At 42.5% G+C, this 23,629-nt stretch carries 28 protein-coding genes and 2 pseudogenes; 20 read left to right on the top strand and 10 right to left on the bottom strand.

The genetic code is table 11. The features are described 5' to 3' along the window. Nucleotides 1-211: 211 nt before the first annotated feature. On the top strand, nt 212-1,459 hold the full coding sequence (sstT, locus tag D3222_RS07185) for a serine/threonine transporter SstT (protein ID WP_118985550.1): 1,248 nt from the start codon (nt 212-214) through the stop codon (nt 1,457-1,459). Between the two features lie 127 nt (nt 1,460-1,586). Here sstT and D3222_RS07180 read toward each other — a convergent pair whose 3' ends face one another. Further along, complete coding sequence (locus D3222_RS07180; protein WP_118985549.1) at nt 1,587-3,605, bottom strand: oxidoreductase; 2,019 nt, start codon at nt 3,603-3,605, stop codon at nt 1,587-1,589. Between the two features lie 508 nt (nt 3,606-4,113). On the opposite strand from D3222_RS07180, the gene D3222_RS07175 reads away from it, so the two are divergent. After that, nucleotides 4,114-4,713, top strand: coding sequence for a GNAT family N-acetyltransferase (locus D3222_RS07175; protein WP_118985548.1), 600 nt, complete (start codon nt 4,114-4,116; stop codon nt 4,711-4,713). A 53-nt stretch (nt 4,714-4,766) separates the two neighbouring features. On the opposite strand, the gene D3222_RS07170 is transcribed toward D3222_RS07175, so the two are convergent. Further along, nucleotides 4,767-5,702 (bottom strand): VirK/YbjX family protein, encoded by a 936-nt coding sequence (locus tag D3222_RS07170; RefSeq protein ID WP_118985547.1) that lies wholly within the window; start codon nt 5,700-5,702, stop codon nt 4,767-4,769. A gap of 415 nt (nt 5,703-6,117) precedes the next feature. Between D3222_RS07170 and D3222_RS07165 the strand changes: the two genes are divergently transcribed. From D3222_RS07165 to D3222_RS07150, 7 genes and pseudogenes are all read left to right on the top strand, one after another. After that, nucleotides 6,118-6,540, top strand: coding sequence for an isopentenyl-diphosphate Delta-isomerase (locus D3222_RS07165; protein ID WP_118985546.1), 423 nt, complete (start codon nt 6,118-6,120; stop codon nt 6,538-6,540). A 137-nt stretch (nt 6,541-6,677) separates the two neighbouring features. Next, nucleotides 6,678-6,851, top strand: a pseudogene (locus D3222_RS07160) (class I SAM-dependent methyltransferase); the annotation flags it as partial. A gap of 57 nt (nt 6,852-6,908) precedes the next feature. Then, complete coding sequence (locus D3222_RS25440) at nt 6,909-7,061, top strand: hypothetical protein (protein WP_198672765.1); 153 nt, start codon at nt 6,909-6,911, stop codon at nt 7,059-7,061. A gap of 464 nt (nt 7,062-7,525) precedes the next feature. Then, on the top strand, nt 7,526-7,597 hold the full coding sequence (gene dinQ / locus D3222_RS26630) for a damage-inducible type I toxin DinQ (protein ID WP_369973501.1): 72 nt from the start codon (nt 7,526-7,528) through the stop codon (nt 7,595-7,597). A 305-nt stretch (nt 7,598-7,902) separates the two neighbouring features. Then, nucleotides 7,903-8,043: a hypothetical protein gene (locus D3222_RS25435; protein WP_198672768.1), complete on the top strand. Its 141-nt coding sequence runs from the start codon at nt 7,903-7,905 to the stop codon at nt 8,041-8,043. Nucleotides 8,044-8,162: 119 nt separating this feature from the next. Next, nucleotides 8,163-8,336, top strand: a complete 174-nt coding sequence (locus tag D3222_RS07155) for a type II toxin-antitoxin system HicA family toxin (RefSeq protein WP_112876676.1) — start codon at nt 8,163-8,165, stop codon at nt 8,334-8,336. A gap of 56 nt (nt 8,337-8,392) precedes the next feature. Continuing rightward, on the top strand, nt 8,393-8,809 hold the full coding sequence (locus D3222_RS07150; RefSeq protein ID WP_118985545.1) for a type II toxin-antitoxin system HicB family antitoxin: 417 nt from the start codon (nt 8,393-8,395) through the stop codon (nt 8,807-8,809). 285 nt (nt 8,810-9,094) lie between these two features. On the opposite strand, the gene D3222_RS07145 is transcribed toward D3222_RS07150, so the two are convergent. The 5 genes from D3222_RS07145 to D3222_RS07125 form a co-directional block, all read right to left on the bottom strand. Beyond that, a complete protein-coding gene (locus D3222_RS07145; protein ID WP_118985662.1) occupies nt 9,095-9,415 on the bottom strand; it encodes a helix-turn-helix domain-containing protein in 321 nt (106 codons plus the stop codon). Nucleotides 9,416-9,934: 519 nt separating this feature from the next. Beyond that, nucleotides 9,935-10,231 (bottom strand): NadS family protein, encoded by a 297-nt coding sequence (gene nadS / locus D3222_RS07140; RefSeq protein ID WP_113044380.1) that lies wholly within the window; start codon nt 10,229-10,231, stop codon nt 9,935-9,937. 47 nt (nt 10,232-10,278) lie between these two features. Next, nucleotides 10,279-10,602 (bottom strand): type II toxin-antitoxin system RelE/ParE family toxin, encoded by a 324-nt coding sequence (locus D3222_RS07135; protein ID WP_118985544.1) that lies wholly within the window; start codon nt 10,600-10,602, stop codon nt 10,279-10,281. An 878-nt stretch (nt 10,603-11,480) separates the two neighbouring features. Further along, on the bottom strand, nt 11,481-12,494 hold the full coding sequence (locus tag D3222_RS07130) for a phage integrase (RefSeq protein WP_118985543.1): 1,014 nt from the start codon (nt 12,492-12,494) through the stop codon (nt 11,481-11,483). Nucleotides 12,495-12,968: 474 nt separating this feature from the next. After that, nucleotides 12,969-13,553, bottom strand: coding sequence for a phage repressor protein CI (locus tag D3222_RS07125; RefSeq protein WP_118985542.1), 585 nt, complete (start codon nt 13,551-13,553; stop codon nt 12,969-12,971). A gap of 150 nt (nt 13,554-13,703) precedes the next feature. Here D3222_RS07125 and D3222_RS07120 point away from each other — a divergent pair, with 150 nt between their 5' ends. The 8 genes from D3222_RS07120 to D3222_RS24985 all read left to right on the top strand — a co-directional run bounded on the left by D3222_RS07120 (nt 13,704) and on the right by D3222_RS24985 (nt 18,192). Next, nucleotides 13,704-13,928, top strand: a complete 225-nt coding sequence (locus tag D3222_RS07120) for a regulator (RefSeq protein ID WP_118985541.1) — start codon at nt 13,704-13,706, stop codon at nt 13,926-13,928. A 37-nt stretch (nt 13,929-13,965) separates the two neighbouring features. Then, nucleotides 13,966-14,487, top strand: a complete 522-nt coding sequence (locus D3222_RS07115) for a phage regulatory CII family protein (RefSeq protein ID WP_118985540.1) — start codon at nt 13,966-13,968, stop codon at nt 14,485-14,487. Continuing rightward, nucleotides 14,484-14,615, top strand: coding sequence for a hypothetical protein (locus D3222_RS26435; RefSeq protein WP_255417019.1), 132 nt, complete (start codon nt 14,484-14,486; stop codon nt 14,613-14,615). The genes D3222_RS07115 and D3222_RS26435 overlap by 4 nt, the downstream gene beginning before the upstream one ends. A 7-nt stretch (nt 14,616-14,622) precedes the next feature. Further along, on the top strand, nt 14,623-14,976 hold the full coding sequence (locus D3222_RS07110) for a DUF5347 family protein (RefSeq protein ID WP_118985539.1): 354 nt from the start codon (nt 14,623-14,625) through the stop codon (nt 14,974-14,976). A gap of 8 nt (nt 14,977-14,984) precedes the next feature. Continuing rightward, nucleotides 14,985-15,173: a TraR/DksA C4-type zinc finger protein gene (locus D3222_RS07105; RefSeq protein ID WP_118985538.1), complete on the top strand. Its 189-nt coding sequence runs from the start codon at nt 14,985-14,987 to the stop codon at nt 15,171-15,173. Nucleotides 15,174-15,477: 304 nt separating this feature from the next. Next, the gene (locus D3222_RS26625) at nt 15,478-15,684 is read left to right on the top strand and encodes a DUF3850 domain-containing protein (RefSeq protein WP_118985537.1); all 207 of its coding nucleotides are present in this window, start codon (nt 15,478-15,480) and stop codon (nt 15,682-15,684) included. 25 nt (nt 15,685-15,709) lie between these two features. Then, nucleotides 15,710-17,797, top strand: coding sequence for a replication endonuclease (locus D3222_RS07095; RefSeq protein ID WP_118985536.1), 2,088 nt, complete (start codon nt 15,710-15,712; stop codon nt 17,795-17,797). Nucleotides 17,798-18,021: 224 nt separating this feature from the next. Continuing rightward, entirely contained in the window at nt 18,022-18,192 is a 171-nt protein-coding gene (locus D3222_RS24985; RefSeq protein WP_157975302.1) for a hypothetical protein, read from the top strand. A 25-nt stretch (nt 18,193-18,217) separates the two neighbouring features. On the opposite strand, the gene D3222_RS07090 is transcribed toward D3222_RS24985, so the two are convergent. Genes D3222_RS07090 through D3222_RS07080 form a run of 3 tightly spaced genes read right to left on the bottom strand, consistent with a single transcriptional unit; the run spans nt 18,218 to nt 21,350 of the window. Then, nucleotides 18,218-18,484 (bottom strand): ogr/Delta-like zinc finger family protein, encoded by a 267-nt coding sequence (locus D3222_RS07090; RefSeq protein WP_176692807.1) that lies wholly within the window; start codon nt 18,482-18,484, stop codon nt 18,218-18,220. 35 nt (nt 18,485-18,519) lie between these two features. After that, complete coding sequence (locus D3222_RS07085; RefSeq protein ID WP_232832439.1) at nt 18,520-19,572, bottom strand: phage portal protein; 1,053 nt, start codon at nt 19,570-19,572, stop codon at nt 18,520-18,522. Next, complete coding sequence (locus D3222_RS07080; protein ID WP_118985661.1) at nt 19,572-21,350, bottom strand: terminase large subunit domain-containing protein; 1,779 nt, start codon at nt 21,348-21,350, stop codon at nt 19,572-19,574. The genes D3222_RS07085 and D3222_RS07080 overlap by 1 nt, the downstream gene beginning before the upstream one ends. A gap of 158 nt (nt 21,351-21,508) precedes the next feature. Here D3222_RS07080 and D3222_RS07075 point away from each other — a divergent pair, with 158 nt between their 5' ends. The 3 genes and pseudogenes from D3222_RS07075 to D3222_RS07065 all read left to right on the top strand — a co-directional run. Continuing rightward, a complete protein-coding gene (locus tag D3222_RS07075; RefSeq protein ID WP_118985533.1) occupies nt 21,509-22,339 on the top strand; it encodes a GPO family capsid scaffolding protein in 831 nt (276 codons plus the stop codon). Nucleotides 22,340-22,371: 32 nt separating this feature from the next. Then, entirely contained in the window at nt 22,372-23,403 is a 1,032-nt protein-coding gene (locus D3222_RS07070) for a phage major capsid protein, P2 family (RefSeq protein ID WP_118985532.1), read from the top strand. After that, a pseudogene (locus D3222_RS07065) lies at nt 23,403-23,629 on the top strand (terminase); the annotation flags it as partial. The gene D3222_RS07070 and the pseudogene D3222_RS07065, both read left to right, overlap by 1 nt.

Below are 23,629 nucleotides of genomic sequence, written 5' to 3'. Positions count from 1 at the left end.
TTTCACTACTCTTGGTTTCCCTATACTGAGGAAGCAAACACAAAAAAATATATACCCGTTATCTTTCAAGTTGCCTCTTTGTTGGCTGCGCTCACTCACCCCGGTCACATAGTTCGCTATGCTCCCGGGGATTCTCTCCCTTGCCGTCGCGATGCACCTTGAAATCCATAGGGTATAGGTTTAATAAAACTGTTAATAAAATGGATCAGCTATGGAAAAACAAAAACGTGGCTTCGTACATTACATTGTGCAAGGGAGCCTGGTTAAACAAATTTTGGTAGGTTTAATTGCCGGGATACTGTTAGCGTGGTTGGCGCCTTCGGTTGCCAAATCAGTCAGTTTGCTTGGGACGTTGTTTGTTGGTGCCCTGAAAGCAGTCGCCCCGGTATTGGTATGGGTTCTGGTCATGTCTTCTATTGCTAACCATAAAAAGGGCCAAAAAACCAATATTCGTCCAATCCTTATCCTCTATATCTTGGGGACATTTTTTGCTGCGCTGGTTGCCGTGGCCGGTAGCTTTATGTTCCCGTTACAACTAGTGCTGACTGTCAATGATGCTCAGATGTCTCCGCCTGAAAACATTATGGAAGTGATTAAAGGGGTACTGGTTAATGTTGTTGCTAATCCAGTGAACGCGTTACTGAATGGTAACTATATCGGTATCCTTGCCTGGGCTATTGGTTTGGGTATCGCCCTGCGTCATGCGACGGATTCAACTAAGTCTCTCATTCATGATATGTCTGAGGCGGTTACTCAGGTTGTTCGGGTGGTCATTCGTTTTGCACCGGTTGGTATTTTCGGTCTGGTGTCTGCAACCATTGCAGAAACGGGGTTTAATGCCTTACTGGGATATGTCCAATTGCTGGTGGTATTACTGGGTTGTATGTTGGTTATGGCACTTGTTGTAAACCCGTTGATTGTTTACTGGAAAATTCGTCGTAATCCTTATCCACTGGTATTTGCTTGCCTGCGTGAAAGTGGCGTAACGGCATTTTTCACTCGCAGTTCGGCTGCAAATATTCCGGTGAATATGACGATGTGCCGCCGTATGAATCTGCATGAAGATACTTATTCAGTTTCTATTCCATTAGGAGCGACGATCAATATGGAAGGCGCTGCGGTGACCATCACGGTATTGACTCTGGCTGCGGTCAGTACACTTGGTATGCCGGTTGATCTGCCTACAGCATTGTTACTGAGTGTGGTTGCTGCAATTTGTGCTTGTGGTGCTTCTGGTATAGCTGGAGGCTCCTTACTGTTGATCCCTCTGGCCTGTAGCATGTTTGGGATTTCCAATGAGATTGCTATGCAAGTTGTAGCAGTTGGTTTGATTATTGGTGTATTACAGGATTCTGCGGAAACGAGTCTGAACTCTTCTACCGATGTATTGTTCACTGCCGCTGTTTGTCAGGCTGAGGATGACCGTCTGGCATCGGATCAGCTAACTCAGCGTAATTAATTGATTAAAATATTTCGGTTTAAAAAAAGGTTTAGGTAAGAAAGCGTAAAATATCCGCGCCAGGAATGGCGCGGTTTGAGGATTCGCTCTGTTTTTACGGTCTGTCTATGACCGTCATTATTTATCATCAAATTTTAAAGCCTAACCGAGTACCTTGATCGATAGCCCGTCGGGCATCCAATTCCGTTGCAACATCTGCCCCACCAATAAGATGCACTGTTTTTCCCGCTTGCTGTAGCGGTTGATATAATTCTCTCAGTGGTTCTTGTCCGGCACAAATAACGATATTATCTACGGCAAGACAGCGCTGTTCCCCATTGCTGCTAATATGTAATCCTTGATCATCTATTTTCAAATATTGCATATTGTTGAGCATTTTCACGCCGCGCATGTGCAGATTGGTTCTGTGTACCCAACCTGTTGTTTTACCTAATCCTTCACCAACTTTTGTCGGTTTACGTTGTAATAGATAAATTTTTCGGGGAGAAGGTTTTGGTTTAGGGCCTTCAGGAGATAAACCACCACGATGTGTCAGAGTATGGTCAATGCCCCATTTTTCGCTGAAAGTGGTGCTATCAAGGCTAGTACTTTTTCCTGGTTGACTCAGATATTCTGCGGTATCAAAACCGATACCACCTGCGCCAATGATAGCGACACGTTGACCGACATTTTTCTTATCCTTTAATACATCTAAGTAGCTCAGTACCTTTTCGTGATGGATACCATCGATCATGAGTTGGCGAGGTACGATGCCGCTGGCGATAATCACCTCATCAAAATCAGAAAGTGCTTCTATTGTGGCGGTCTGGTTCAACCTGACATCAACATGATGGATTGCTAACTGACGTTGAAAATAGCGTAATGTTTCATGGAATTCTTCTTTACCTGGGATCTGTTTGGCAATATTAAATTGTCCGCCAATCTGTCCGTCACGTTCAAACAGAGTGACATGATGACCACGACTGGCAGCGGTCACTGCAAATGACAATCCGGCAGGTCCGGCACCGACAACCGCCAATTTTTTAGGCATGGTAACCGGTTCAGCAGTCATTTCTGTTTCGTGGCAGGCGCGGGGATTAACTAAACAAGAGGCTATTTCACCGACAAAAATCTGATCCAGACATGCCTGATTACAGCCAATACAAGTGTTAATCTCATCAGTCCGCCCCTGCTGGGCTTTCATAACGAACTCAGCATCAGCCAGAAAAGGTCGTGCCATAGAAACCATATCGGCACAACCTTGAGCCAGCACTTGTTCTGCAATGTTGGGATCATTAATTCTGTTTGTTGTGATCAATGGGATAGAAACTTTTCCCATCAACTTTTGTGTTACCCAACTGAATCCGGCGCGGGGAACCATAGTGGCAATCGTTGGGATCCGGGCTTCATGCCAGCCGATACCGGTATTAATGATAGATGCTCCCGCTTTCTCAATAGCAACGGCGAGTTGCTCGATTTCCTGCCAATTAGAACCATCCTCGACTAAATCCAACATCGAAAGCCGGTAGATTAGAATAAATTCTCGCCCTGTTACCTGACGGACTGCTTTAACAACTTCCACCGCAAAACGCATTCGATTTTCGAAACTTCCGCCCCATTTATCCTGGCGGTGATTGGTTCGGGTAGTCAGAAACTGGTTAATCAGATAGCCCTCGGAACCCATGATTTCTACGCCATCATAACCTGCTTGCTGTGCCAGTTGAGCACAATGAGCGAAGTCAGCAATGGTTTGCTGAATGTCTTCTTCTGTCATTTCACGAGGCATGAATGGATTAATTGGTGCTTGAATGGCAGTAGGGGCGACAAGGTGTGGTTGATAGCTATAACGGCCAGTATGTAGGATTTGCATTGCAATTTTTCCACCAGCCTGATGAACTGAGTCTGTAATAACTTTATGGTGAATGAGATCTTTTTCATCTACCAGAAATGCAGTGCCTTTCCCTATAACACCTTGTTTATTTGGCGAAATTCCGCCTGTGACAATCAATGCCACGCCTCCGGCTGCCCGTTCAGCGTAAAAGAGGGCAAGTCTCTGGGGATCGGGATGTTCCTCTAGTCCAGTGTGCATTGATCCCATCAAAATGCGGTTTTTTAGTGTGGTGAACCCCAGGTCTAGAGGGGCGAACAGGTGAGGATAATGGCTCATTGCAATCTCCATCGGGTGTTTGTCAATCATAACCAGATTATTATTATGTCCTAAACCACGGGACAAAACGCCAAGTGGTCGGATGAGTAATGATTCAAATTTAGATGGAATAAGGTTAATTGGGAAAAAAATGTTAAATGAATGTGATGAAGGTCATGAAATCAGATTCTGCTATAGAGTTAGTGAAGAGAAATTGGAACACAAAAGTTGTTGGTGTACGCTTTGTTGATTGATTCTAGAAAGGTTAATCATTGATTTCAGTCGTTCACTTTTTCCGGATAGTTCGTGGCATAGCTTTGCATTCTTACATAGAGAGAATATGACTCATTCAGTCAGGCGATTTGTTTACCCAGTTTTAGTATTTTTTTCTGAATAATGTGAGAGCCACCTAAGATGTTAAAAGTGCGGGTTTTGCTTTAATGTGGGATTGATTTTCCATATATTAACTTGACTCCGGAATAGGGTAATCTCTTCTATTCTGACTTAATTTATAACTTCAGTGGTTATTATGAAAAAACAGATGACTGAATGGGTAACTTTGGCAGGAAAAGGGGTGACTTTAGAGCCTCTAACTCATCAACGGCATGATGAATTTTTACAGGTAATTGAAGAGGGTGAGTTGCATAAATTGTGGTACACCCGTGTTCCTTCGCCGGCTGAGTTGAGTAATGAGATTGAGCGTCGTTTATTCCTACATGAAAAGGGTACTATGTTGCCTTTTGCGATTATTGATCATCGAACAAGTAAAGCGGTTGGAATGACTACGTATATGAATATTGATTCTGATGCCCGCCGGGTGGAAATAGGTTATACTTGGTATGCTCGTTCTGTTCAGCGGACACATATTAATACGGAAGCAAAATATCTCTTATTGAAATACGCGTTTGAAGAATTAGGATGCATCGCCGTGGAGTTTCGCACTCATTTTTTTAATCATCAGAGTCGGAAAGCGATAGAGCGACTGGGTGCAAAACTTGATGGAATTCTGCGTAGTCATGGTGTATCTAAAGATGGCAGTATCAGGGATACTTGTGTTTACAGCATTATCAGTGGTGAATGGCCTGCGGTTAAAATACATCTTGAATGGCAGATGGTTAAACCGAGGTAAGAGTCATCTCAAAAATTAGGCCGTCCTGTGAGAGGTAGCGGCCTGATTCTGATTTAATTTGAAGGCAGAGAATGCTGCATTCCATTATCCAGTTCATCTAGTAATTGATAGCGGCGGCGATATTCTGCCCGTTTCTTACTGGCTATATCTTCAAGTGGTTTTCTTTCAATGGATAAGGGGAGATGGAAATCCTTATTTTTTCCTTTTGCTCCACCTAATGATTCCCAGAAAGAGTCGTAATCAGCGACTAATTTGTCTTTCTTTTTATGCCAATAGCGTAGGCTCTTATAGATGTGAGTATCATTGCTGGCTGCCAGAATTTGCTGGCATTCAAAGTGGGCAGCGAGACGGCAAATGGATTCAATCAGTAAGCGTTTTGGAAATAATCCATAACAATCTTTCGTTGCATCGCGGATAATTTCAAGAGTTGCGTCTCCTTTGGAACCTTGTAGTCCACCAATGAACAGTGTTTTTTTACCGGCAATAGTGAGTAGTGTGAAAGCGCATCTTGCTAAAGTTTTATTATCTTCTGTCATAATAAATAGAGTAAGCTCACCTTCTTTATTAAAACAGTCCATAGAATCTAAAGAGATAGTATAAGTTCCACTCTTACCATTGATAACTGCTAATGGATATGCATTGGAACGGAATATTTTATTAACAATAGACTGATTTAACCCAGTAAATAATAGCTGGTAGTGTTCATTTATTGCACGTAACGTCTGCCCTCTATTGAAGTTAATGCTCAGATAAGGGCGATGTAATTTAGAAGGTAAACAAGGTTGTTTCTTCAAAATATCCAGATAAAACGGCGTATTAACTATCTGGTTTAATAGTTTTAGTGTCGATATTGGCATCAGAGCGCTACGTAAGGCAAATTTAGTGCGATTCTGGGCAGAATACCAATGAGGGCTAGGGCTAATTTTTTTTCCGACTAAATCTGTGAACAGTCGAATTCCTGAACTGGCAGGTTGATACATATATTCCATTTCTTTATCTAGTTCTAAAAAATACTGGAGGGAAGAAGACTTGCAAACACTGAGTATACTCCTTTGGTATTAAACAAAACTTCAACGGATGTTTATTTGTGTTTTTTTAAGATGAAAAATCGACAGTTGTTTAATAAATGTTTAGTTATTAAGGAGATTTTCTCTTATTTGTTTATTATTCGTTTAATTTTCTGTGATGTTTTTTTGTTGTAAAAGTACATCCAAAAGGATGAGAGAAACGGCTATAACTTGGTGTGATACCCGAGGTCATGATCTGTAGGGCCTGTAATTTAACAGGTGAGTCTTGGTGATAAATGATTAATGTTGGATATATTCTTTTTTTGAATCTGTTTAATTAAAACATTAATGATTATTCTATTAATTTATTTTATTTTTATATTAATGTCAGAGTGGAATGGATGAAATACTTGTTCTTGTTGATAAACATGACAATCCCATTGGTTCAGCGGGAAAAGCTGATATTCATCAGAAAGGTACGTTACATCGGGCCTTTTCTATCTTTATTGAAGCCGCTGCGCATCGGCGTCTTGGCGAAGAGATGGGTTTTGACTGTCCATTGAAAAAGGTTTCGTCATTTATTTATCATGCGATACCTCCTAATGATTTGATTGAATACGAGTATAATCATGTTTTTATTGGACGCTTTGATAAAGAACCGATAATTAACCTTGACGAAGTGTCCGATTACAAATGGGTTAATCCTCTGAAATTGAGGGAGTTAATTAATAATGCTCCTGATGTGTATACGGTTTGGTTCAAAAAAATCATTAATGGCTTTTCGTATCAAGATATTGAGGAGTGGCAAGGGCTGATCTGATAACAATGCAATTTATCGGTAGCCATAGCATTGGATTAATTAGATATGAATATCTCATTGAAATTTACCAATACGCCGCAAATCCTGACAAATTAAGGGTGCGACGCGTTTAAAAACCGTTTAATAAGGAAAAGCTCATGAGTAGCTTTGATAATGTGTTTTGCACTGATGTTGAGCCTGACTCGCCCTATCACATCATCCAGGGGGAAACCACCAACGACTACGAAAGTAAAGTGGTACAAACTTATTGCGAAGATCCAGAACGCTGGCGTAAGGCGATTGGCGATACACTGTTATTCCAGTTTGGTGTTTTGGCCTTACACACCTGTAGTTTGGGGGGAATCCAGCAAATCAATGTCATGTAATTGATGTTAGATACGCTTGTGGTAAAGGAGTTGACTGAACTGACAGCCAGTCATACACACCATAATACGGGTAAACCGGAGAACGCCAGCGCAATAAGGAATACGGCCTATAAATCGGATGGGCTGAAACAGAAGTATTCGTCTGTAATTGGTTGAATATCGTCCATTTGTATGAGGTTCTTTACGCTGTACACTAGGTTGATATTTTATGCTATAGGTATTAGACTGGTTGTGTCAGTTAAGGAATATCGCGCTAGGACTGAGGCTACCAATCTCGGTAATAGCACAAAAGATACCCCTGTCCTGTATGGGGAAAAATAGAAAAGCCAACCTCACCAGTTGGCTTTTTTGTTTTTACCAACTCATCATTTTAATTGATTGAATCATCTGAAAATAAACCTATAATCAACGGCTGTTAGTTTGGGTTAGCGTTCTGGCCTGTGTATCTCTGACGCAAGTTTTCGTAAGTCCTGGCTGAAGAACAGGTGGTGCTGCTTCAGTGCCTCGGTCAGAGCGCGATATTCCTTAACTGACTTGATGGAAGCCAGCCGGACAGGCAGCGTAAAGGCAATGGCTGGTTAAGTCGTGCTCCTAACTGGAGCAAACGGGTGAAAGCATTTATTGATATTGCTATCATCGTTCTCAAAGCATTAGTTGCGCTTTTAGAGCTGATCCGTGCATTGCTGAAATAGATAACGGAAACGTAGCTAAGGCCATCGGGGTAACCTCCCGGTGGCCTTTAACATTTACCGCTTTTGATCAAGCCACTGTGTTTTATAATCTTTACCCTTCACCAAACGCAACCAGATGCACATAGAGTCATTCACTCATCAACCTATTAAGCCACTCTTGTTTAAGTGGCCTAATATACTGATCTAACAGCTTAAATTTGGCAATCCCTACTGGATTTGAACCAGTAATCAGGCGATTATTGTTCCGGTAGTATGGGGGGAGTCAACAGATTAGTGTAATGAAATTAATGAGTTAATCGCTTGATATGGTTAAGGAATTAGCTGAACTGACTGCCGCGCATACGCACCACAACACAGTCACGCCGGAGAACGCCAGCGCGATAAGGAACAACACGGCCTATAAATCGGATGGGTTGAAACAAAAATATTCTCCAGTGATTGGCTAGATTAATTGATCTCTCTTCGGTAGAGGTTATTTTTACTCTTTCTAGATGGTAAACAAAAGCGTTGACGTGGTAAGCATAAATGTTTACTGTATTGGTATGTTCAACAGAATGGAGGAGTGGTGAAGCAAAGCGAGTTTAGACGGTGGCTGGAAGCTCAAGGAGTCGAAGTTTCAAACGGGACAAACCATCTGAAACTGAGATATCGGGGGAAACGAAGCATTATGCCGAGACACCCTAGCCAAGAGATCAAAGAGCCACTGAGGAAAGCAATCATTAAGCAATTAGGATTGTGATAAAAACCAGCCTCGCAAGGGGCTGGTTCTCGCGCAACAGGTTCACCATTAAAAATATGCGATATCCAGTCACACTAAAGCCAGTAGAAGAGGGCGGTTATTTCATCTCGTTCCCGGATATTCCCGAAGCTTTAACCCAGGGGGATACACGGGAAGAGGCGCTAGAGATGGCACTTGATGCGCTAATAACCGCCTTTGAATTTTACTTCGAAGATAGTGAAAAAATCCCGCTTCCTAGCCCTGTAGGGCAGGATGATGATTATGTCGATGTGCCTTTAAGCGTGGCCTCTAAGGTGCTTATGCTCAATGCGTTTCTTGATTCCAAGTTAACGCAAATTGAGTTAGCTAGCCGTATGGGGGTGAAAAAGCAGGAAGTGACCCGTATCTTTGATTTACGGCACTCAACCAAAATTGATACGGTGGGTAAGGTCGCATTGGCTATCGGACATCAGTTAACGTTGTCCATTGAATGAAAATCACCATTAATTAACAGGCTGCGTTAATACGTGGCCTTCTTTCATATCCTCATAAAACGCAACCAGACGCACACAGCACGGTTATTAATCAAACTAATACGTACCCAGGTTAATAATGCGATATCAATCAGCGCTACGGGTTTGTGTTCTGATGGTCTGAAACACAATTATCTTGCCTGCAACATGCGGGCTTTCTTACACCTTCATAGAGCTTGAATACAATTCTGATATTAAAGAATGGTCAATGAGTGTAATAAAAAACTGATAATTCAGAGTGTTATATTAGTTTAGTGGTTTAAAAGTTGTCGTTACTTTTTCGGGTATAGAAATAACTGATGTGATATCAGAATTGTTTGGTAAATCATTTCGAACGGTTCGTTTGATGGGCTGCTTATTTTCGTCAAAATACCGACTGGGCCAGATCTCAGCAGGGGTTACACCAATTTCCTGAGCGATCAACAATTCCCCTTTGGGCCAGGGCCGCGTTAAAGCATTTGCTAATGTTGAAGAGCTTAAGCCGTGCTCTCTGGACAATGATGCCAGCATTTTATTCTTCTTACGTATCGCAGCGATAATATCGGCGGTATGCCAGTCTTTTTTCATATTCCTGCTTACCATCTTTGATGGTGGCGGTTCAAACAGGGTTCGCAGTACCAGAGAACATCCAATCCGGCGAGGCATAGCCTCCCCTGCCTGAACCGCCATAGAAAGAGCGATAACAGGCACACTGGTAAGAAAATAACCTTACCAGTGGGATGTTCATTCAAGGCTGCGACCCCCTGACCATCGGATTTTGCCGATGGCGACACTACCTTAACTGATTGTATTATCTGGCTCAAGAATCAGATGTCTTGCCCTATTACGCTTATGACACGAAATAAACGAACTTATGACGAAAACGGCACTACACCGCACCCGCCTGCATGTTTTGGATCAAAAGAGGATCACGGAAAAAACCCAATGCATTGATATTAAATAAAAAATTATATTTTACGTAAAAAATAAAATCACGAAGGAAAGCCGTGCTTTATCATAGAAATCAGATAGAGCGCGGCTTTACAGGATATACAGAACTGAAATTATTTTCTCCTTTTGCATTACGACAAGGAGAAAGTGAAAGTATTAAAGTGTGCTTAATTCATTAATAAGCGCAGGATTACGTTCAAGCATCTTAAGTAGTTTCAGTGATGAACCAGAAGGAATGCGGCGGTGCTGTTCCCAGCTTTGAATTAGAGATGCAGAAACGCCAACAGCTTCGGCAAATTCACTTTGTTTTAAGCCAAAGGTTTCACGTAAGTTTTTTACATCAGGCAGGCGATGGTAATGGATATTTTCATCAGAAACAGAAAGTTCGCCTTTTTCAATTGCTACCATCTGATTCATGCTTTCAACCAGATCGTTAAAAAGTTTTTTGTCCATAGTCTCTCCTGTTGTATGAACATTGCCGCGTATCTGCGCGGTGCTGATTACTGTAATTTGCTACTGATGGCTTTAAGTATCTCTTTTTCTTTTGGAGTTAAGTCATCTTTTTTATTTTTAGGGTAAATCAAAAGGAGATAGAGCCTTCCAGTTTTGGTTATGGCATAGTAGATAATTCTTACTCCGCCACGTTTTCCCATTCTTTCTCGCTGCCAACGAATCTTTTTACATCCTCCAGTAGCGCTGATGGTACTACCCTGTTCGTGATTCTTTAGTAAGTACTCCTGTAATAGCCTAAATTCATCATCGGTTAACAGTTCTGCTCGTTCCCTACTAAATACGGGAGTTTCGATAAAAACCAGATATTCCATAAAAAACATCCTTGCCTATATATGGAAACATAATACTCGTACATGGTACGACAGTCAAGATCAAATCGTACTGGAGACTAGATCTTAATGCATATGGAAAATTGTAGTTGACCTTCTGAAAACCGTTTTATGCATGAGGACTCAAAACCTCTTACAAGCGGATACAGCCAACCCCGTCAGTGTTGGGTTTTTTATGCCTAAATTTTAATGGTAGCTATTTGGCTATCATCTTGCCCCGATTCAATGTCGGGAGGGCGACTAATATAACACCCGTAAGGGGAATACGTCTGCGGTGCTTGTAGCCGTTTTGGGCCTCCCGACGCCATATACTTACATGGCGCGTCAAACTCTCAAAGAAAATACAAGGAGTCAGAAACCCGCCAATGTTCTAAGTACAGAAAAATTGAATAGACACAGAATTGAGGTCTTAGCAATTTGCAATTCTATTCGGTGTCTAGAATAAGCTTTTAAAATTGAGATATATTTCTCACATTATCTTCAAGAGGAAGCAGGGATAAGAGTAGGAAGAGTGATGATGTTAAGAGGTTGATAAATAGCCTAACTCCCGTTCAGAAATTGAAGCTGGCTAGTGTGTTTTCATCCAGGCAATAGCTTTATGAAAAAATCTCTGTCGCCACTGACTAAAAGACATAAAAAAACCACTCTTACTTGAGTGGCCTATCTATCTGTTTTTACAGCTAAAATCTGGTGGCCCCTACTGGACTTGAACCAGTGACCAAGCGATTATGAGAACCATGATAGGGGTTTTAAAATCAATAAGTTACAATAAAATCAAAAAGTTATGTAGCGATAGTTGCTATTGGTTATTGATGGTTTGAGTTCTCAGGGGACACAAAAGGGGCAAGACACCCCTTATATCATGCAGCTAAGGGATTAAGTCTAACTGCATCATCAAGATGGTCTGGGGCAAAGTGAGCATAGCGCATAGTCATCTTAATATCTGTATGGCCTAGTATTCGTTGTAATACCAAAATGTTTCCCCCTTTCATCATGAAATGGCTAGCAAATGTATGCCTTAACACATGGGATAACTGACCGTCAGGAAGCTCTATACCTGTCCTTCTTATAGCTGTTCTAAACGCTGAATAGCATGATGAAAATAAACTACCGCGTTTTTTAGGAAAAGTATTATACAACTCTTCACTGATTGGTACTGTTCGGTTTCGATTACCTTTGGTTTTGGTAAAGGTGATGCGATATTGGCTAACCTGAGAAGCCCTTAATTTTTCAGCTTCCGACCAACGCGCACCAGTAGAAAGGCAAATTTTAACTACGGTTAGTAAATGCTTGGATCTACTTTTTTCACATTCTTCTAATAGTTTTTTAGTCTCCTCGTTAGTCAGAAAAGCCATTTCGCTTTCTTCGGTTTTAAACGGGCGGATATTTTTTAAGGGATTATCATATGTCCAGATACCAAGCCTATTAAGTTCATTGAACATAGCACGGAAATAAGAAAGTTCAAGGTTTACCGTTCTTGGTGCGACCTTAGAAACACGAGATGTTCTGGCTAGTTTTCCAGAAAGACGTTTTTCTCGATAGGATGAAAATAACTGTGCAGTGAATTCAACAGCTTTAGGATCGCCCATACATTCACAAGCATATAGCATTGCGTTCTGGCGCTTCTCTCCATCATCCAAAGTGATGCCGTGTGACTCATACCAAGTCACAACTAATTCAGAAACTTTACGGCGGTCTTCTTTACTGTCTAGCCAAGGTTGATTATCAACCGACTCTAAAATATAACGCTCATAGGCTAATGCTTCACCTTTAGTCGTAAAGCTTTTTCTAATCCGTTTCCCAATACCGTTTTTTTTACCCTCTGGGTAAAAATCTAAGCGCCATTTTCCATCAGCTTGTTTGGTCAGTGCCATTTTTCGAGATTCCGACTATTTAGTTAACCGATCATGAAAATAATATTTTTTATGATCCTTTGATGAAATCATTGTTTGTATTTTTCCAACAGAAAAGGTTTTATATTCATTTCTTAAATGGCAGTAACCAGAGATTGTGAATATTCCAAATAGCTTGTTAGTTTTTCCCAAAATCCTTAGTGGTTAGGGCTCATTAATATCTTCCCAGATGAGCGCTTTACCTTCTGACATTTCGCTGTGGTTCTACCGGCTACAGGGTTATTACTTTCTCCTTCTGATTTTTTACGGGATAGCAAAATCCAGTGATAAGATAAGGGGGAGAAAGCAATTTTTAGTAAAGGTAGATAAATAACAACTGCAAGAGTTGACACACCATGATCAACGTTTGTAGAAATAATAACAAAGATCACTAGCAAAAAAGCAAGAGTGGCTATTTTTAAAGAAGTTAGCATTGTATTTGATATCTTCATGGTGCTACTGATGGCAAGCCATTACAACACGACCTAGTACTTTGATATCGTCTAGGTCACAATCAAACGCCATACTTACACCAGAAACGCGAACGCGCTTAACAGGAATTCGAATTAATTCACGAATGCTGATTTTTTCCTCAATTTCAACTAGCCACTTGCCGTCATAAACATCGGCAAATTTATGGTCAATGATGTAGTGAGTTTTGTTATCCAAAACGCAAAAAGAGTCAGAAGAGAGAGAAACGCCTGTAGTGAACATTATCTTGTCGAACATAACATAACCAGACTGATACAGTTTCCCGTCTACCAGCTTATGGTTCTGTAATTTTATGATGTTCAGCTCGTCACCAGCAAATTTTTTTCCTTGACCAGTTGCTAACCACTCAAGAGTTGCTCCTGTCTCTGCCATACAGCGGACGACCATATCAGAAGGAAAAATGTTCCGCTTGTACCTTCCAGCTAAACTACTTGATGCCATATCAAAGTGATGGGCGAGCATAAGCTTAGAAGTAAATCCATAAGCTTCGATTATGCGATCTAGTACTGGAGTGCTTTCTCCAGCCATATCAATGTTTAGTACTGTCATAGTAAATTAACGATTTGACGTAAAAAGCGATAGCGTCTGTTGACGTGTAGCTAAATACGATACAATCTTAGCCTTAATTTGTAGTTTTTTACGATAGCTGACGAATGTAAACTGATAAAAACGAGATAAAAATATAGAGGATTTTGCCTTATGCGCCCTAACATTACAATCACCATAACTACTCCATACCTCCCATTAAAGGAATACTGCCGCATTCACAACATGCCAATGAGTACGGCTCGTGACATGATCCGTGATGGTCGCTTACCTATCCGTAAGAAAAATCGTGCAAATGAAAAAGTTGAAATTAATATGGCCGCATTGACTGTTGAGGCATTAACGGTTTGCAATGTTTCATTTTCTCTTAACGCGTAATACGAGCAAAGCATTTCGCTTTTGGAGAAAAACAGCAATGTTTGATTATCAAGTTTCCAAACATACACACTTTGATCATGCTTGCCGGGCATTTGCCAACACTCATAGGGGCAATTTAGCCCAGATTGCGGAAGCTATCGGAATGAATCCGCAAATGCTGCGCAACAAGCTGAACCCTGAACAGCCCCATATGCTGACTTGTGTTGACTTGATGAAGTTAACCGATGCAACGCAAGACGCATCTATTTTGGATGGATTACTGGAGCAATTGCAATGCCAACCATCAGTACCGGTGAATGAGATTTGTGATTCCAGCATGTCGAGTTATTTGTTAGGTGTAACGGCTGAAGTGGGAAAACTGGTAAGTGCCGTTGTTTCGGGAGATCATTTCAACCATACCCGTGTAGCTGAGTTTAAGAGGACGGTTAATAATGCGATCAGATTATTAACTTTAGCGGGTATCACCATTTCATCAAGATGGCATTCTAATCCTGCATCTAGTTCGGCTGTTGATGTTGTTGCAGGTATTGGTAGCATTGTTAGTATGAGGTCAGCATGAATGCATTAGAGCAGCAAGAACACCAATATAAATTGACTGGTGAGTCATTTAAACCCAAAAAAGATAGATTTATCTATCCAATCGTTTTATTTGCTTTTGCTTATTTTATTCTGTTCCTGATTCGATGAGGTTTACGTGAACACGGAATATCAATTTGAATCAAGCGAACAACGCGCGTTTTTAGTATCCTTTGAAGCGCGGGTTAATGGATTAAATAAAGTCGCTCAAGTCAGGGCACAATATTTCAAATCTGATAATAAAGAGTTAAGTGTCTTTATTAATGAGATGAGAGATAAACGTAGCGAAAATTATGTGGATAATAAACGCGTGTTAGCAGCCATTTTTTATATAGCACGGATACCAACTGATAGGCATGAACTGGCATTGAATGAATTAACCAGTGAAGAAATGACTAATTTGATACGAGCAATAAATCTTATCAAGGTAACGAGTGCATTATTACCGAATAATCTATCACTGCCTAATTAAATGATGAAATACTAGAACGTAGAATATTAAGGCATATAAATCGCCCTGTTAGTGTTTCTGCGTTTGAATGTGAAGATTATGGGGAATTAATCCCAGCAGAGCGACGGATGAAAGTTATGGGTGTTACCCGTTGTGTTTCCTGTCAGGAGGTTTTCGAGATGGAACAGAAACATTATCGGAGTGTATGGGATGACTAGATATCATGATCTAACAACTAGAAATTTTGATTGCATTGTGTCAAATCATCAACTTTGTATTGATATATCGGTATTTATGCCCGTGATTGAGGAAAACGATATTGTTATTTTGCGTGAATATAAAGGCGTTAGGGTTAGAACCTTTATCGTTAATTCTGTCATAAGAGATGATGTTAGCTGTGATTATTCATATGGAAATATCAGATATGAACTTACATCGCTATCACCGAATTTTTTCTTTCGTGAGGGTGAATAATCATGAAAGTGAAAAACAAAACTCATCATTTAAAAAAGAGTTTATTTTATAGCTATCGATAACGGAGAGAAAAAAGCAGAATTTAGAGTAAATGATCGAGAATATAAAACAGGTGATTTTCTTGCATTGAATAAAATTGATGATAATGGAAATTTCATAGGAAGATTGATTTCAGGAAAAATAACCCATGTAACGGTAATTAATAAAGATTTGTATCCGCAGATAGCGGAAGAATTTGTTTTGTTTTTATTTTAATTAATTCCCGTTAATTGTTTGTAACATGAATATTGAAAGAAAAGAAGAAAATAACGGCGATGCACTGCGTTCAATGTATCGCCAGAGTATAGAATTTCAGCCAGGGTTGCCGAATGACGCAACTCTGGCTGAACGTATTATGTGGGAGGCAAATCCCAACGATTATGCATGGCGGCATCAATATCTTGAGAATGTGCCGCATTCACTGGCGATCTACCTTGCAACACGTTATGCCAACATTTTCAATCAATCTGGTCGCCGCCGGGCTAATACGTTTTTACGTCAGTTCTGCGAGAACGTATTACCACGGTTAAAATTGGTCAATGAACAATACGAGTTCCAGCATATCGTATCTGGTGTTATGCCGTTCCCGTTTATCGAATCACTGGAACAATTGCCAACATTAGGACGTAAAGAGATAAAACAGCTTGCGCATGAGATTGCGCGGTTTATGGCTGAGAGTTACGACCAATATGTTGAACAGGCCCTACAGAATGAGCAGGACGCTTACCGTAGATTAATTCACGTCTATACCCGTTTGGCTAAATTGACACAGCAAGCGGGAACGATAGCCCCATATTGGCAGCAGTTTGTAAAAGGTCGAATTAAACCGACAGAAGACCAATTATGTGCCGGATTGCTGCGCATGATGTCAGATCAATGGTGGTACATCCGTTTAAAGCGGATACGTGATATTCGTGCCGAGCATATTGCAATTGCTGTCGGACAAGTGCAAAAAGCTGTTTCATCCTATGTTTCACGTCAGACTTTACATGAATGGACAGAGCAGAAGCGGCTAAATTGGGAGTTTCTGCAATCGTTCGATTTAGAGAATGAAGATGGAGAACGAGTTTCGTTAAGCGATAAGGTCTTGGGCAGCATTGCAAACCCTGCTGTCCGCCGTTGTGAACTCATGATCCGTATGCGCGGATTTGAGGACTTGGCTAACGAAATGGGCTGTGTAGGAGATTTTTATACTATTACAGCACCTTCTAAATATCACTCTGTACATAGTGGTGGCGGTTTTGTGAAAAACTGGAACGGTGCGACCCCAAGGGATACACAGCGGTATTTGTGTAAGGTTTGGGCGAAAATTCGCGCTGCTTATTCTCGTGCGGGGATTAGTGTTTTTGGTTTCCGTGTTGTTGAGCCACATCATGACGGTACACCGCATTGGCATCTGTTGTTATTTATGCTGCCTGAGCACGTCGAAGGAATGCGGGAAATTGTGCAGAAGTACGCAACCCAAGAAGATGCGCACGAGTTGAAAAGCGAAGAAGCACAGAACGCTCGATTTTTTGTTAAGCGGATAGATCCAGAAAAGGGCAGTGCAACGGGCTATATCGCCAAATATATTTCAAAGAACATCGACGGGTACGCACTCGACGGTGAAATTGACCGTGAGACAGGACACAACCTCAAGGATATGTCCCGCTCTGTTTCTGCCTGGGCGAGCCGTTGGCGCATCCGTCAGTTTCAGCAGATTGGCGGTGCTCCGGTTTCTGTCTGGCGCGAACTGCGTCGTCTGCGTGGTGATGAGCAAATTTTGCCTGATCAGGATATGGATAACGTGCGATTTGCCGCAGATGTTGGCAACTGGTCAGCCTATACCGAGTTTCAGGGCGGTGCACTGGTTGCACGGAAGGATTTAACCGTGCGTCTCTCGTATGAGATCACAGAACAAGGTAATGCCTACGGTGAGGATGTCCAGCGTATTTTAGGGGTTTACTCGCCCAGCTTGGGCGAGTCCTCTTCTTTTGTTACCCGTACTGTGAAATGGAAGATTGTCCCTAAATCCAGCCCGGTATCTGCGGGAGAGGGTTTGGTTTTTTCTTCCTCTTGGAGTTCTGTCAATAACTGTACGGAGGCACGAAGTATGGTCAGAAAAGGGAATGATCCGTGTTTAGAAAAGGTTCATCATAGTTGGTATCAGATGAGTGATGACGAAAAAATACGGCGGGTCTATGAATCAGCTAACTTGCACGGTTTAGAGATGAGCCATGCTCTGGCCCGTTCATTACTGAGGGGGAGTAGCATAGTCGTAGATGGCCAACGTTATTGTTTATCTATGTTCGGTCATCTACATAAAGTTAAAAAACGCATACTGAAATAACAAAAATGATAATGAGTAGGTTAAGTGAAAATTTGGGTATCAAGATTGATACTAATGAAATAGTTCGTGACCCCAAAGGCCATTATCTGAACATGTTGAAGAAAATGGAATCAGAAACGATAGAAATCACATAACACACTATTTCATAACAGAATTGCTTCACTTGTTAATTATATTTATATATGCTGTATAAAAAAACAGTATTATAGGGTTAAGAGGATAGTATGGTAGATTTTTTTGCTGAGTCAATTTCACTGGAACGCGTTGATTTGCTGTTACGCTTGGCTATTAATGGAGGTTGCAGTAATGATGAGCGTTATCAAGCTCTTATTTGGTGTTCAGAATTGACTACTCAATTAATTAAGCAATTTGATGAAAATGAAAAAAGCCACTAAATAGTGGCTTGGCTCAAAGTTTGAATTAGGCAGCTCTGGTTTGCAACAAATCCAATGCCATTTGACGCTGTTGCGGGTTGAGGTTGTTAATCACAGTCTGCAACAGTTTATCACCCGTTTTTGCGCTGGGACTCAGCGTGTGTGAAAACGTCAAATTCATCACAAATGTATAACCACATTCAACATTGGAACACGCGCAATACAGATCAGCAATTTCACGGTGTTTTCGATTCGTTTTGCGAATAACCGCCTTAGCGCCACATTCAGGGCAGATTATTTTTAATACGCGCATGTTCCTTATTCCCAAAGTATCCATTTTCGGTAATTTTACCTGTTTTTTGCACATTTTGCACCCGAACTTACGCGATCTTGTTTAAAACGGATATGTAATATTTCAGGTATATCATGCGTGTTTATCGCATTCATGAACATATTTTGGACGGGGATAACTTCATCCTGGCGATAGACCTCACGGGCTTTTTCAGGATCACCCAACCCGCCGACATTGGTCGGGATAATGCCAGCCAGTCCCGCCGGGAATCGGTGAGCGGTCAGCACATCTTGCGAGCTGATATTTTTGACGTTGGCAAATTCATCGTTGGCTGAAATATCACCCACCGGAATAAATTTAATGCCGTCAGGGTCGCCGTTGGGAATATTTACGAACAGAGTTTCAAAGTTGCCAATGCCTTTGCTTTGGTGAAGCTTGCGTATGATCTCCTCTTCGGTCTCATCAGAGATATTCGGGTCATTGGTGTAAATGATACCGCCAGTGTGGGCGCCATTGTGGTAATAACGACGACGGAAAATGGTGGCTTCAGCGTTGAGCAGGGCAGCATGAATACCGCCAATATAATCCGGCAATCCGTAAACTTGCTGTTGTGGGTCATATTGCTTGATGAAAATCGCTTCTTCCGGTGAGTAAACCAAGGGTTCATCCTCCTGTAATACCACAAAATCACCGTCCTTGCGGCGGCGCAGGTATAGCGAGGGCAAGACCTCCAGTGCGACCACATCACCCCAGAAGTTACGGACTTTCAGAATGGCTACATCACCGAAAATTAGGAAATTAATCACAGCGGACTTGAATTGTTCATGACTCACTCCGCCGCGAACGCCGAGATAGTCCGAGGCAATCATATTGTGGCGGGCATAGAGTACACCGCCATGTTGACCGTTCATGTTAGCCAGTTGTGCCAGGGCTAAACGATCAATCGGTAGTGTGTAGTGGTCATAATCATTGTTATACCAGATTTCTTGGTAATCCGTCCTGGTGGTGAGTATAGGCTCTGGTTTGCCCAGTGTGATTAAACTCATTTTCCGTTGACAGTCGTTTGTACGTGGGGAATGTGCGTGGATTTTCCTTAACGTTTTCTTCATTATGCAGCCTTGGCAAATGTGTATTTAGAGGTGCGTTTCTTGTCGTAATTTAACGGCTCATTCATTAGGGCATGAGCGATTGCCCAGAACACGTCAGCGTGTCCGGTTTCCCGCGAGCGGTCAGCGACAAAGGTCATGCTGCCGCCTTTTTTCGTCGTGGTGTGTCGAATAGCCAGAAATGAGGCCAGAATTTCTTTTTGTTCCACATCCCATTCGATACGTTCCTCACTGACCACATCAATCATTTTCATGACCAGTTGGTTTTTGCTTTGCGGATTGTAGTGGATAGCGTAGGTTTGTCGGGGGGCGAAGTCTTGCACCATTTCATAGACACCATGACCAATCCCCGTGGTATCAATGCCGATATGGGTGAATCTGTAGCGCTTGAAGAGATCTTCAATCAGTTTCGCCTGATGTTTCCAGTTCATGCCTTGCCAATAGAACGTTGCCAATACCCGAAAAACTTCGGGTGCCATCATGGGCGGGGCAATAATGACAAAGGTTGAAGTATCGCCAGAACGGGCCGGGTCGAAGCCGCCCCAGACTTCGCGATCCCCGAAGGGACGCAGTGCGTTGGGATCATGGTCTTCCCAGAGATGGATATCAGCACCGCATTTTTCCAGTTGGTGATATTTGAAAACAGCGGCGCCACTATCAACAAACACACACATATACAGCATGTTAAAGGTGTCTGGGTTATAGCGGTTGCGCAGTTTTTCAATGGATGCCAGGTTGAATCCGCCCTTAATGGCATCTTCTAGCGTGATGACGTAGCGCCATTGACCATCCGGGCAATCACGACCCCCGTCACGCAGTTCATTAAAAGAGGGAAATTCAATGTTCTTACGTTTGGGATCATTGCCGCGCCATTCGTCACCCATCCAAAATGGATAGGCGGGATGGGTTTTGGCGCTGGGGGTTGAAAAATAGGTGGTACGCCATTTGTCATGGGTTGCCATTGCTGACGCCACTTCATTGAGGCGTTTAAAATCAGGCACCCAAAAATATTCGTCACAATACAAATGACCGGAATAGGATTGTGCCGTGTTTTTATTGGTTGATAAAAAACGCAGTTCGGCGCCGTTGCTGAGTCGAATAGGGTTGCCTGTCAGCGTTACACCGAAGAAGTGTTCAGCGATATTGACGATATACGAGCGAAAAACTTCTGCTTGTGGTTTTGAGGCGGATAAGAATATTTGAGGATCGCCGGTTAACACGGCATTTTCGAATGCCTCAAAGGCGAAATACCAGGTCGCGCCAATTTGCCGACTCTTGAGGATATTTCTAATCTGTTTTGCCAGATTATTGCGCAAATGTTTTTGATAGCCGAAAAGCGTCTCATCGACAAATTTCTGGAAATCTTCTTTAGTCAGTGTCGAAATATCATTTTTACGATAGCGTTTCTTTTTCTTGGGTTCACCGTCACCGGATAGTATATATTCACCACTTGATTGTGTTTGCGCCTTAATTTCGGCCAGCTTTTCTTTATGCTTATTTTCCTGCGCCATCAATTTCACATGATGGGCTATTAGTCGATCAAGTTCGTCCAATTCCAACGTGGTTTTATTATTGCGTTCACTGAGCACGGCAATCCGACGGTTAATGGCTTCGACAACACTTTCATGGCTGAGCATATCCGCCCAATGCCATTTTTCCGCCCAATAATAAATGATCCGCCGATTCGGCAGATTTAATTCATGGGCAATTTCTGCCGGAGTATATCGCCGCAGGTATAAAGAACGGGCGACACTTATGAGTTCATCAGAGTATTTAGCCATAGTAATCATATTATGCAGGGCTAGATTTATCCTGACGCTAATTCAATTTCGACCTGAATCGGTTATGGCGTTATATCCGAATTCATCAGAATTAAACCATTCGCAGCATTTTATTGAATCCGCAATACTGTATTTGATTCAAATGGAAGGAATTAAATATGTCTCAGTTAATGACTAACTGGATATGTATTGCCACGGAGGGCGACACGGTCGATGGCCGAGTGATGGAACCTCAATGGATTTTAGATGCTGCCGAACTCTATAACCCGGCGTTGTACACCGCCCGCATTTGGCCGGAACATGAGCGTGGGTTCGGGGCAATGGGCGAAGTGTTAGCCGTTAAAGCCGAACGAGATGATGCTGGGGTTTTACGCTTATATGCGCAACTGCGACCCAATCATCATTTGTTACAGGCCAATCGAGAGGGACAATTACTGTTTACCTCTGTTGAACTTACGCCTGATGGTGATTTTCGCGGAACCGGCAAAACCTATCTGGAAGGACTGGCAGTGACTGACTCACCCGCCAGCGTGGGCACAACGCGTCTGCAATTTAAAAAAAGGAACAAACATCGTCGATTCAGTGCGTATAAGCCACGGGTTATTGATGAGGTTAAACACATTAAGGATAACGACATGACAAGGTCCAAAAAAGGATGGAAAAGCTTTTTTAACATTGAAGAACCAGAAGAAACTGAGCCAGCACCATCAAGCGATGATGCGTTGCAGGCGCTGGCCCAGGCTGTAGCAGATTTGGAAGCGCGAATTACCGCGCTTGAAGATAAACAGGAGTCCACTGAGCGAGAAGTCGCTGACGTTCAGGAAGATGTCGAGACAATGAAAGCGGTTGTCGATACCGAAGAATTTGCGCGTTTATGTGACAGTTTGCCCGATATTCTAAAAAAATTTAACAAATTGGAAGGTATTGCTACCCGCTTGCCCTCGCGTAACCCAAAAGGCGACAAAAACGAGCCTTTTAAATTTCTGTAATTCCATGATGGAAAAAGGCAAAGGGAAGAGCTATGCAACTGAATCATCGGGCACGGGCATTTTTGCAGAAATATGCGGCGGGATTAGCCCAAGCCTATGGAATAGAAGATATATCGCGTTACTTTGCGCTGACTGACCCAAAAGAAACCCTCTTGCGCAGTGCGTTGTTGGAATCCGTGGAATTTCTCAGCATGATCACCTGTGCGGATGTGGATCACCTTTCCGGCCAGGTAGTGCCAGTTGGCAATCCTGGGTTATTCACCGGGCGTAAAAAAGATGGCCGTTTTATGCGTAAAACCGGTGTTGACGGCAATAAATACCACTTGGTTGAAACTGATTCCGGCGCAGCCTTGCCTTGGGATTTGTTATCTGTCTGGGCGAACTCTGGTTCAGAAAATGAATTTTTCCAACGTATGCAGGAATTCACCCATGAATCCTTTGTACTGGACATGATCCGTGTTGGTTTTAACGGCCAGCGAGTGGCGGAGACCACTGACCCGGAAGCCAATCCTAATGGTGAAGATGTGAACATGGGTTGGCATCAAATCGCTAAAGAATGGAGTAACGGTAAGCAGGTGATTACGACACCGGTGAAACTGGATGAGCACGGTGATTTTACCTCACTGGATGCGATGGCGTCAGACCTGATTAACGCCTGTATTCCGCAACAATTCAGGAATGATCCGCGCTTAGTGGTGCTGGTCGGTGCTGACTTAGTGGCAGCGGAACAATATCGACTGTATCAGGCGGCAGATAAACCGACTGAAAAAATTGCGGCGCAAATGTTGGGGAGTTCCATCGCTGGCCGTCTGGCGATGATCCCGCCATTTATGCCGAGTAAACGTATGACAGTCACCATGTTGCCGAATCTGCAAATTCTGACACAGCGTAATACTCGCCAACGTAAGGCGGAATTTGTGGATGACCGTAAACAGTTTGAAAATAAATACCTGCGTAATGAAGGTTATGCGCTTGAAACACCGGAATTGTACGCAGCCTATGATGAAGACGCCGTCACTATCGGTACTGTGGCTGAACCTGCGGAAAAACTGGATACAGAATAATGCTGTCGCCTGCTCAACGACACCGGGCTGCGGTTGAACTTCGCCAGAAACTGGCGCGGCAACAAGCGGTTGCCATTGCAGAGGGGGCGAGTATGTACCTGCAAGCCCGCGCCATTGAGCAGGATATTAAGCGGTTACGCCAGTTGGCGTTAACGGCGGAGCGGGTAGAGATGAAAAAGCGGGAACTGTTGCCTAATTATCTGCCCACGGCGGAACGCTACATAGC

Source organism: Photorhabdus sp. CRCIA-P01 (genome assembly GCF_003545805.1).
GTDB classification, from domain to species: domain Bacteria; phylum Pseudomonadota; class Gammaproteobacteria; order Enterobacterales; family Enterobacteriaceae; genus Photorhabdus; species Photorhabdus antumapuensis.
The sequence above is the reverse complement of the archived record's forward strand: the minus strand, read 5'-3'. Positions and strand labels throughout refer to the sequence as shown.

Bases quoted from the DNA above. Each gene is read 5' to 3' on its own strand.
- sstT (WP_118985550.1), top strand. From the start codon at position 212: ATGGAAAAACAAAAACGTGGCTTCGTACATTACATTGTGCAAGGGAGC.
- D3222_RS07180 (WP_118985549.1), bottom strand. From the start codon at position 3,605: ATGAGCCATTATCCTCACCTGTTCGCCCCTCTAGACCTGGGGTTCACC.
- D3222_RS07175 (WP_118985548.1), top strand. From the start codon at position 4,114: ATGAAAAAACAGATGACTGAATGGGTAACTTTGGCAGGAAAAGGGGTG.
- D3222_RS07170 (WP_118985547.1), bottom strand. From the start codon at position 5,702: ATGGAATATATGTATCAACCTGCCAGTTCAGGAATTCGACTGTTCACA.
- D3222_RS07165 (WP_118985546.1), top strand. From the start codon at position 6,118: ATGGATGAAATACTTGTTCTTGTTGATAAACATGACAATCCCATTGGT.
- D3222_RS25440 (WP_198672765.1), top strand. From the start codon at position 6,909: ATGTTAGATACGCTTGTGGTAAAGGAGTTGACTGAACTGACAGCCAGT.
- D3222_RS25435 (WP_198672768.1), top strand. From the start codon at position 7,903: ATGGTTAAGGAATTAGCTGAACTGACTGCCGCGCATACGCACCACAAC.
- D3222_RS07150 (WP_118985545.1), top strand. From the start codon at position 8,393: ATGCGATATCCAGTCACACTAAAGCCAGTAGAAGAGGGCGGTTATTTC.
- D3222_RS07145 (WP_118985662.1), bottom strand. From the start codon at position 9,415: ATGAAAAAAGACTGGCATACCGCCGATATTATCGCTGCGATACGTAAG.
- nadS (WP_113044380.1), bottom strand. From the start codon at position 10,231: ATGGACAAAAAACTTTTTAACGATCTGGTTGAAAGCATGAATCAGATG.
- D3222_RS07135 (WP_118985544.1), bottom strand. From the start codon at position 10,602: ATGGAATATCTGGTTTTTATCGAAACTCCCGTATTTAGTAGGGAACGA.
- D3222_RS07130 (WP_118985543.1), bottom strand. From the start codon at position 12,494: ATGGCACTGACCAAACAAGCTGATGGAAAATGGCGCTTAGATTTTTAC.
- D3222_RS07125 (WP_118985542.1), bottom strand. From the start codon at position 13,553: ATGACAGTACTAAACATTGATATGGCTGGAGAAAGCACTCCAGTACTA.
- D3222_RS07120 (WP_118985541.1), top strand. From the start codon at position 13,704: ATGCGCCCTAACATTACAATCACCATAACTACTCCATACCTCCCATTA.
- D3222_RS07115 (WP_118985540.1), top strand. From the start codon at position 13,966: ATGTTTGATTATCAAGTTTCCAAACATACACACTTTGATCATGCTTGC.
- D3222_RS26435 (WP_255417019.1), top strand. From the start codon at position 14,484: ATGAATGCATTAGAGCAGCAAGAACACCAATATAAATTGACTGGTGAG.
- D3222_RS07095 (WP_118985536.1), top strand. From the start codon at position 15,710: ATGAATATTGAAAGAAAAGAAGAAAATAACGGCGATGCACTGCGTTCA.
- D3222_RS24985 (WP_157975302.1), top strand. From the start codon at position 18,022: ATGGTAGATTTTTTTGCTGAGTCAATTTCACTGGAACGCGTTGATTTG.
- D3222_RS07090 (WP_176692807.1), bottom strand. From the start codon at position 18,484: ATGCGCGTATTAAAAATAATCTGCCCTGAATGTGGCGCTAAGGCGGTT.
- D3222_RS07085 (WP_232832439.1), bottom strand. From the start codon at position 19,572: ATGAAGAAAACGTTAAGGAAAATCCACGCACATTCCCCACGTACAAAC.
- D3222_RS07080 (WP_118985661.1), bottom strand. From the start codon at position 21,350: ATGGCTAAATACTCTGATGAACTCATAAGTGTCGCCCGTTCTTTATAC.
- D3222_RS07075 (WP_118985533.1), top strand. From the start codon at position 21,509: ATGTCTCAGTTAATGACTAACTGGATATGTATTGCCACGGAGGGCGAC.
- D3222_RS07070 (WP_118985532.1), top strand. From the start codon at position 22,372: ATGCAACTGAATCATCGGGCACGGGCATTTTTGCAGAAATATGCGGCG.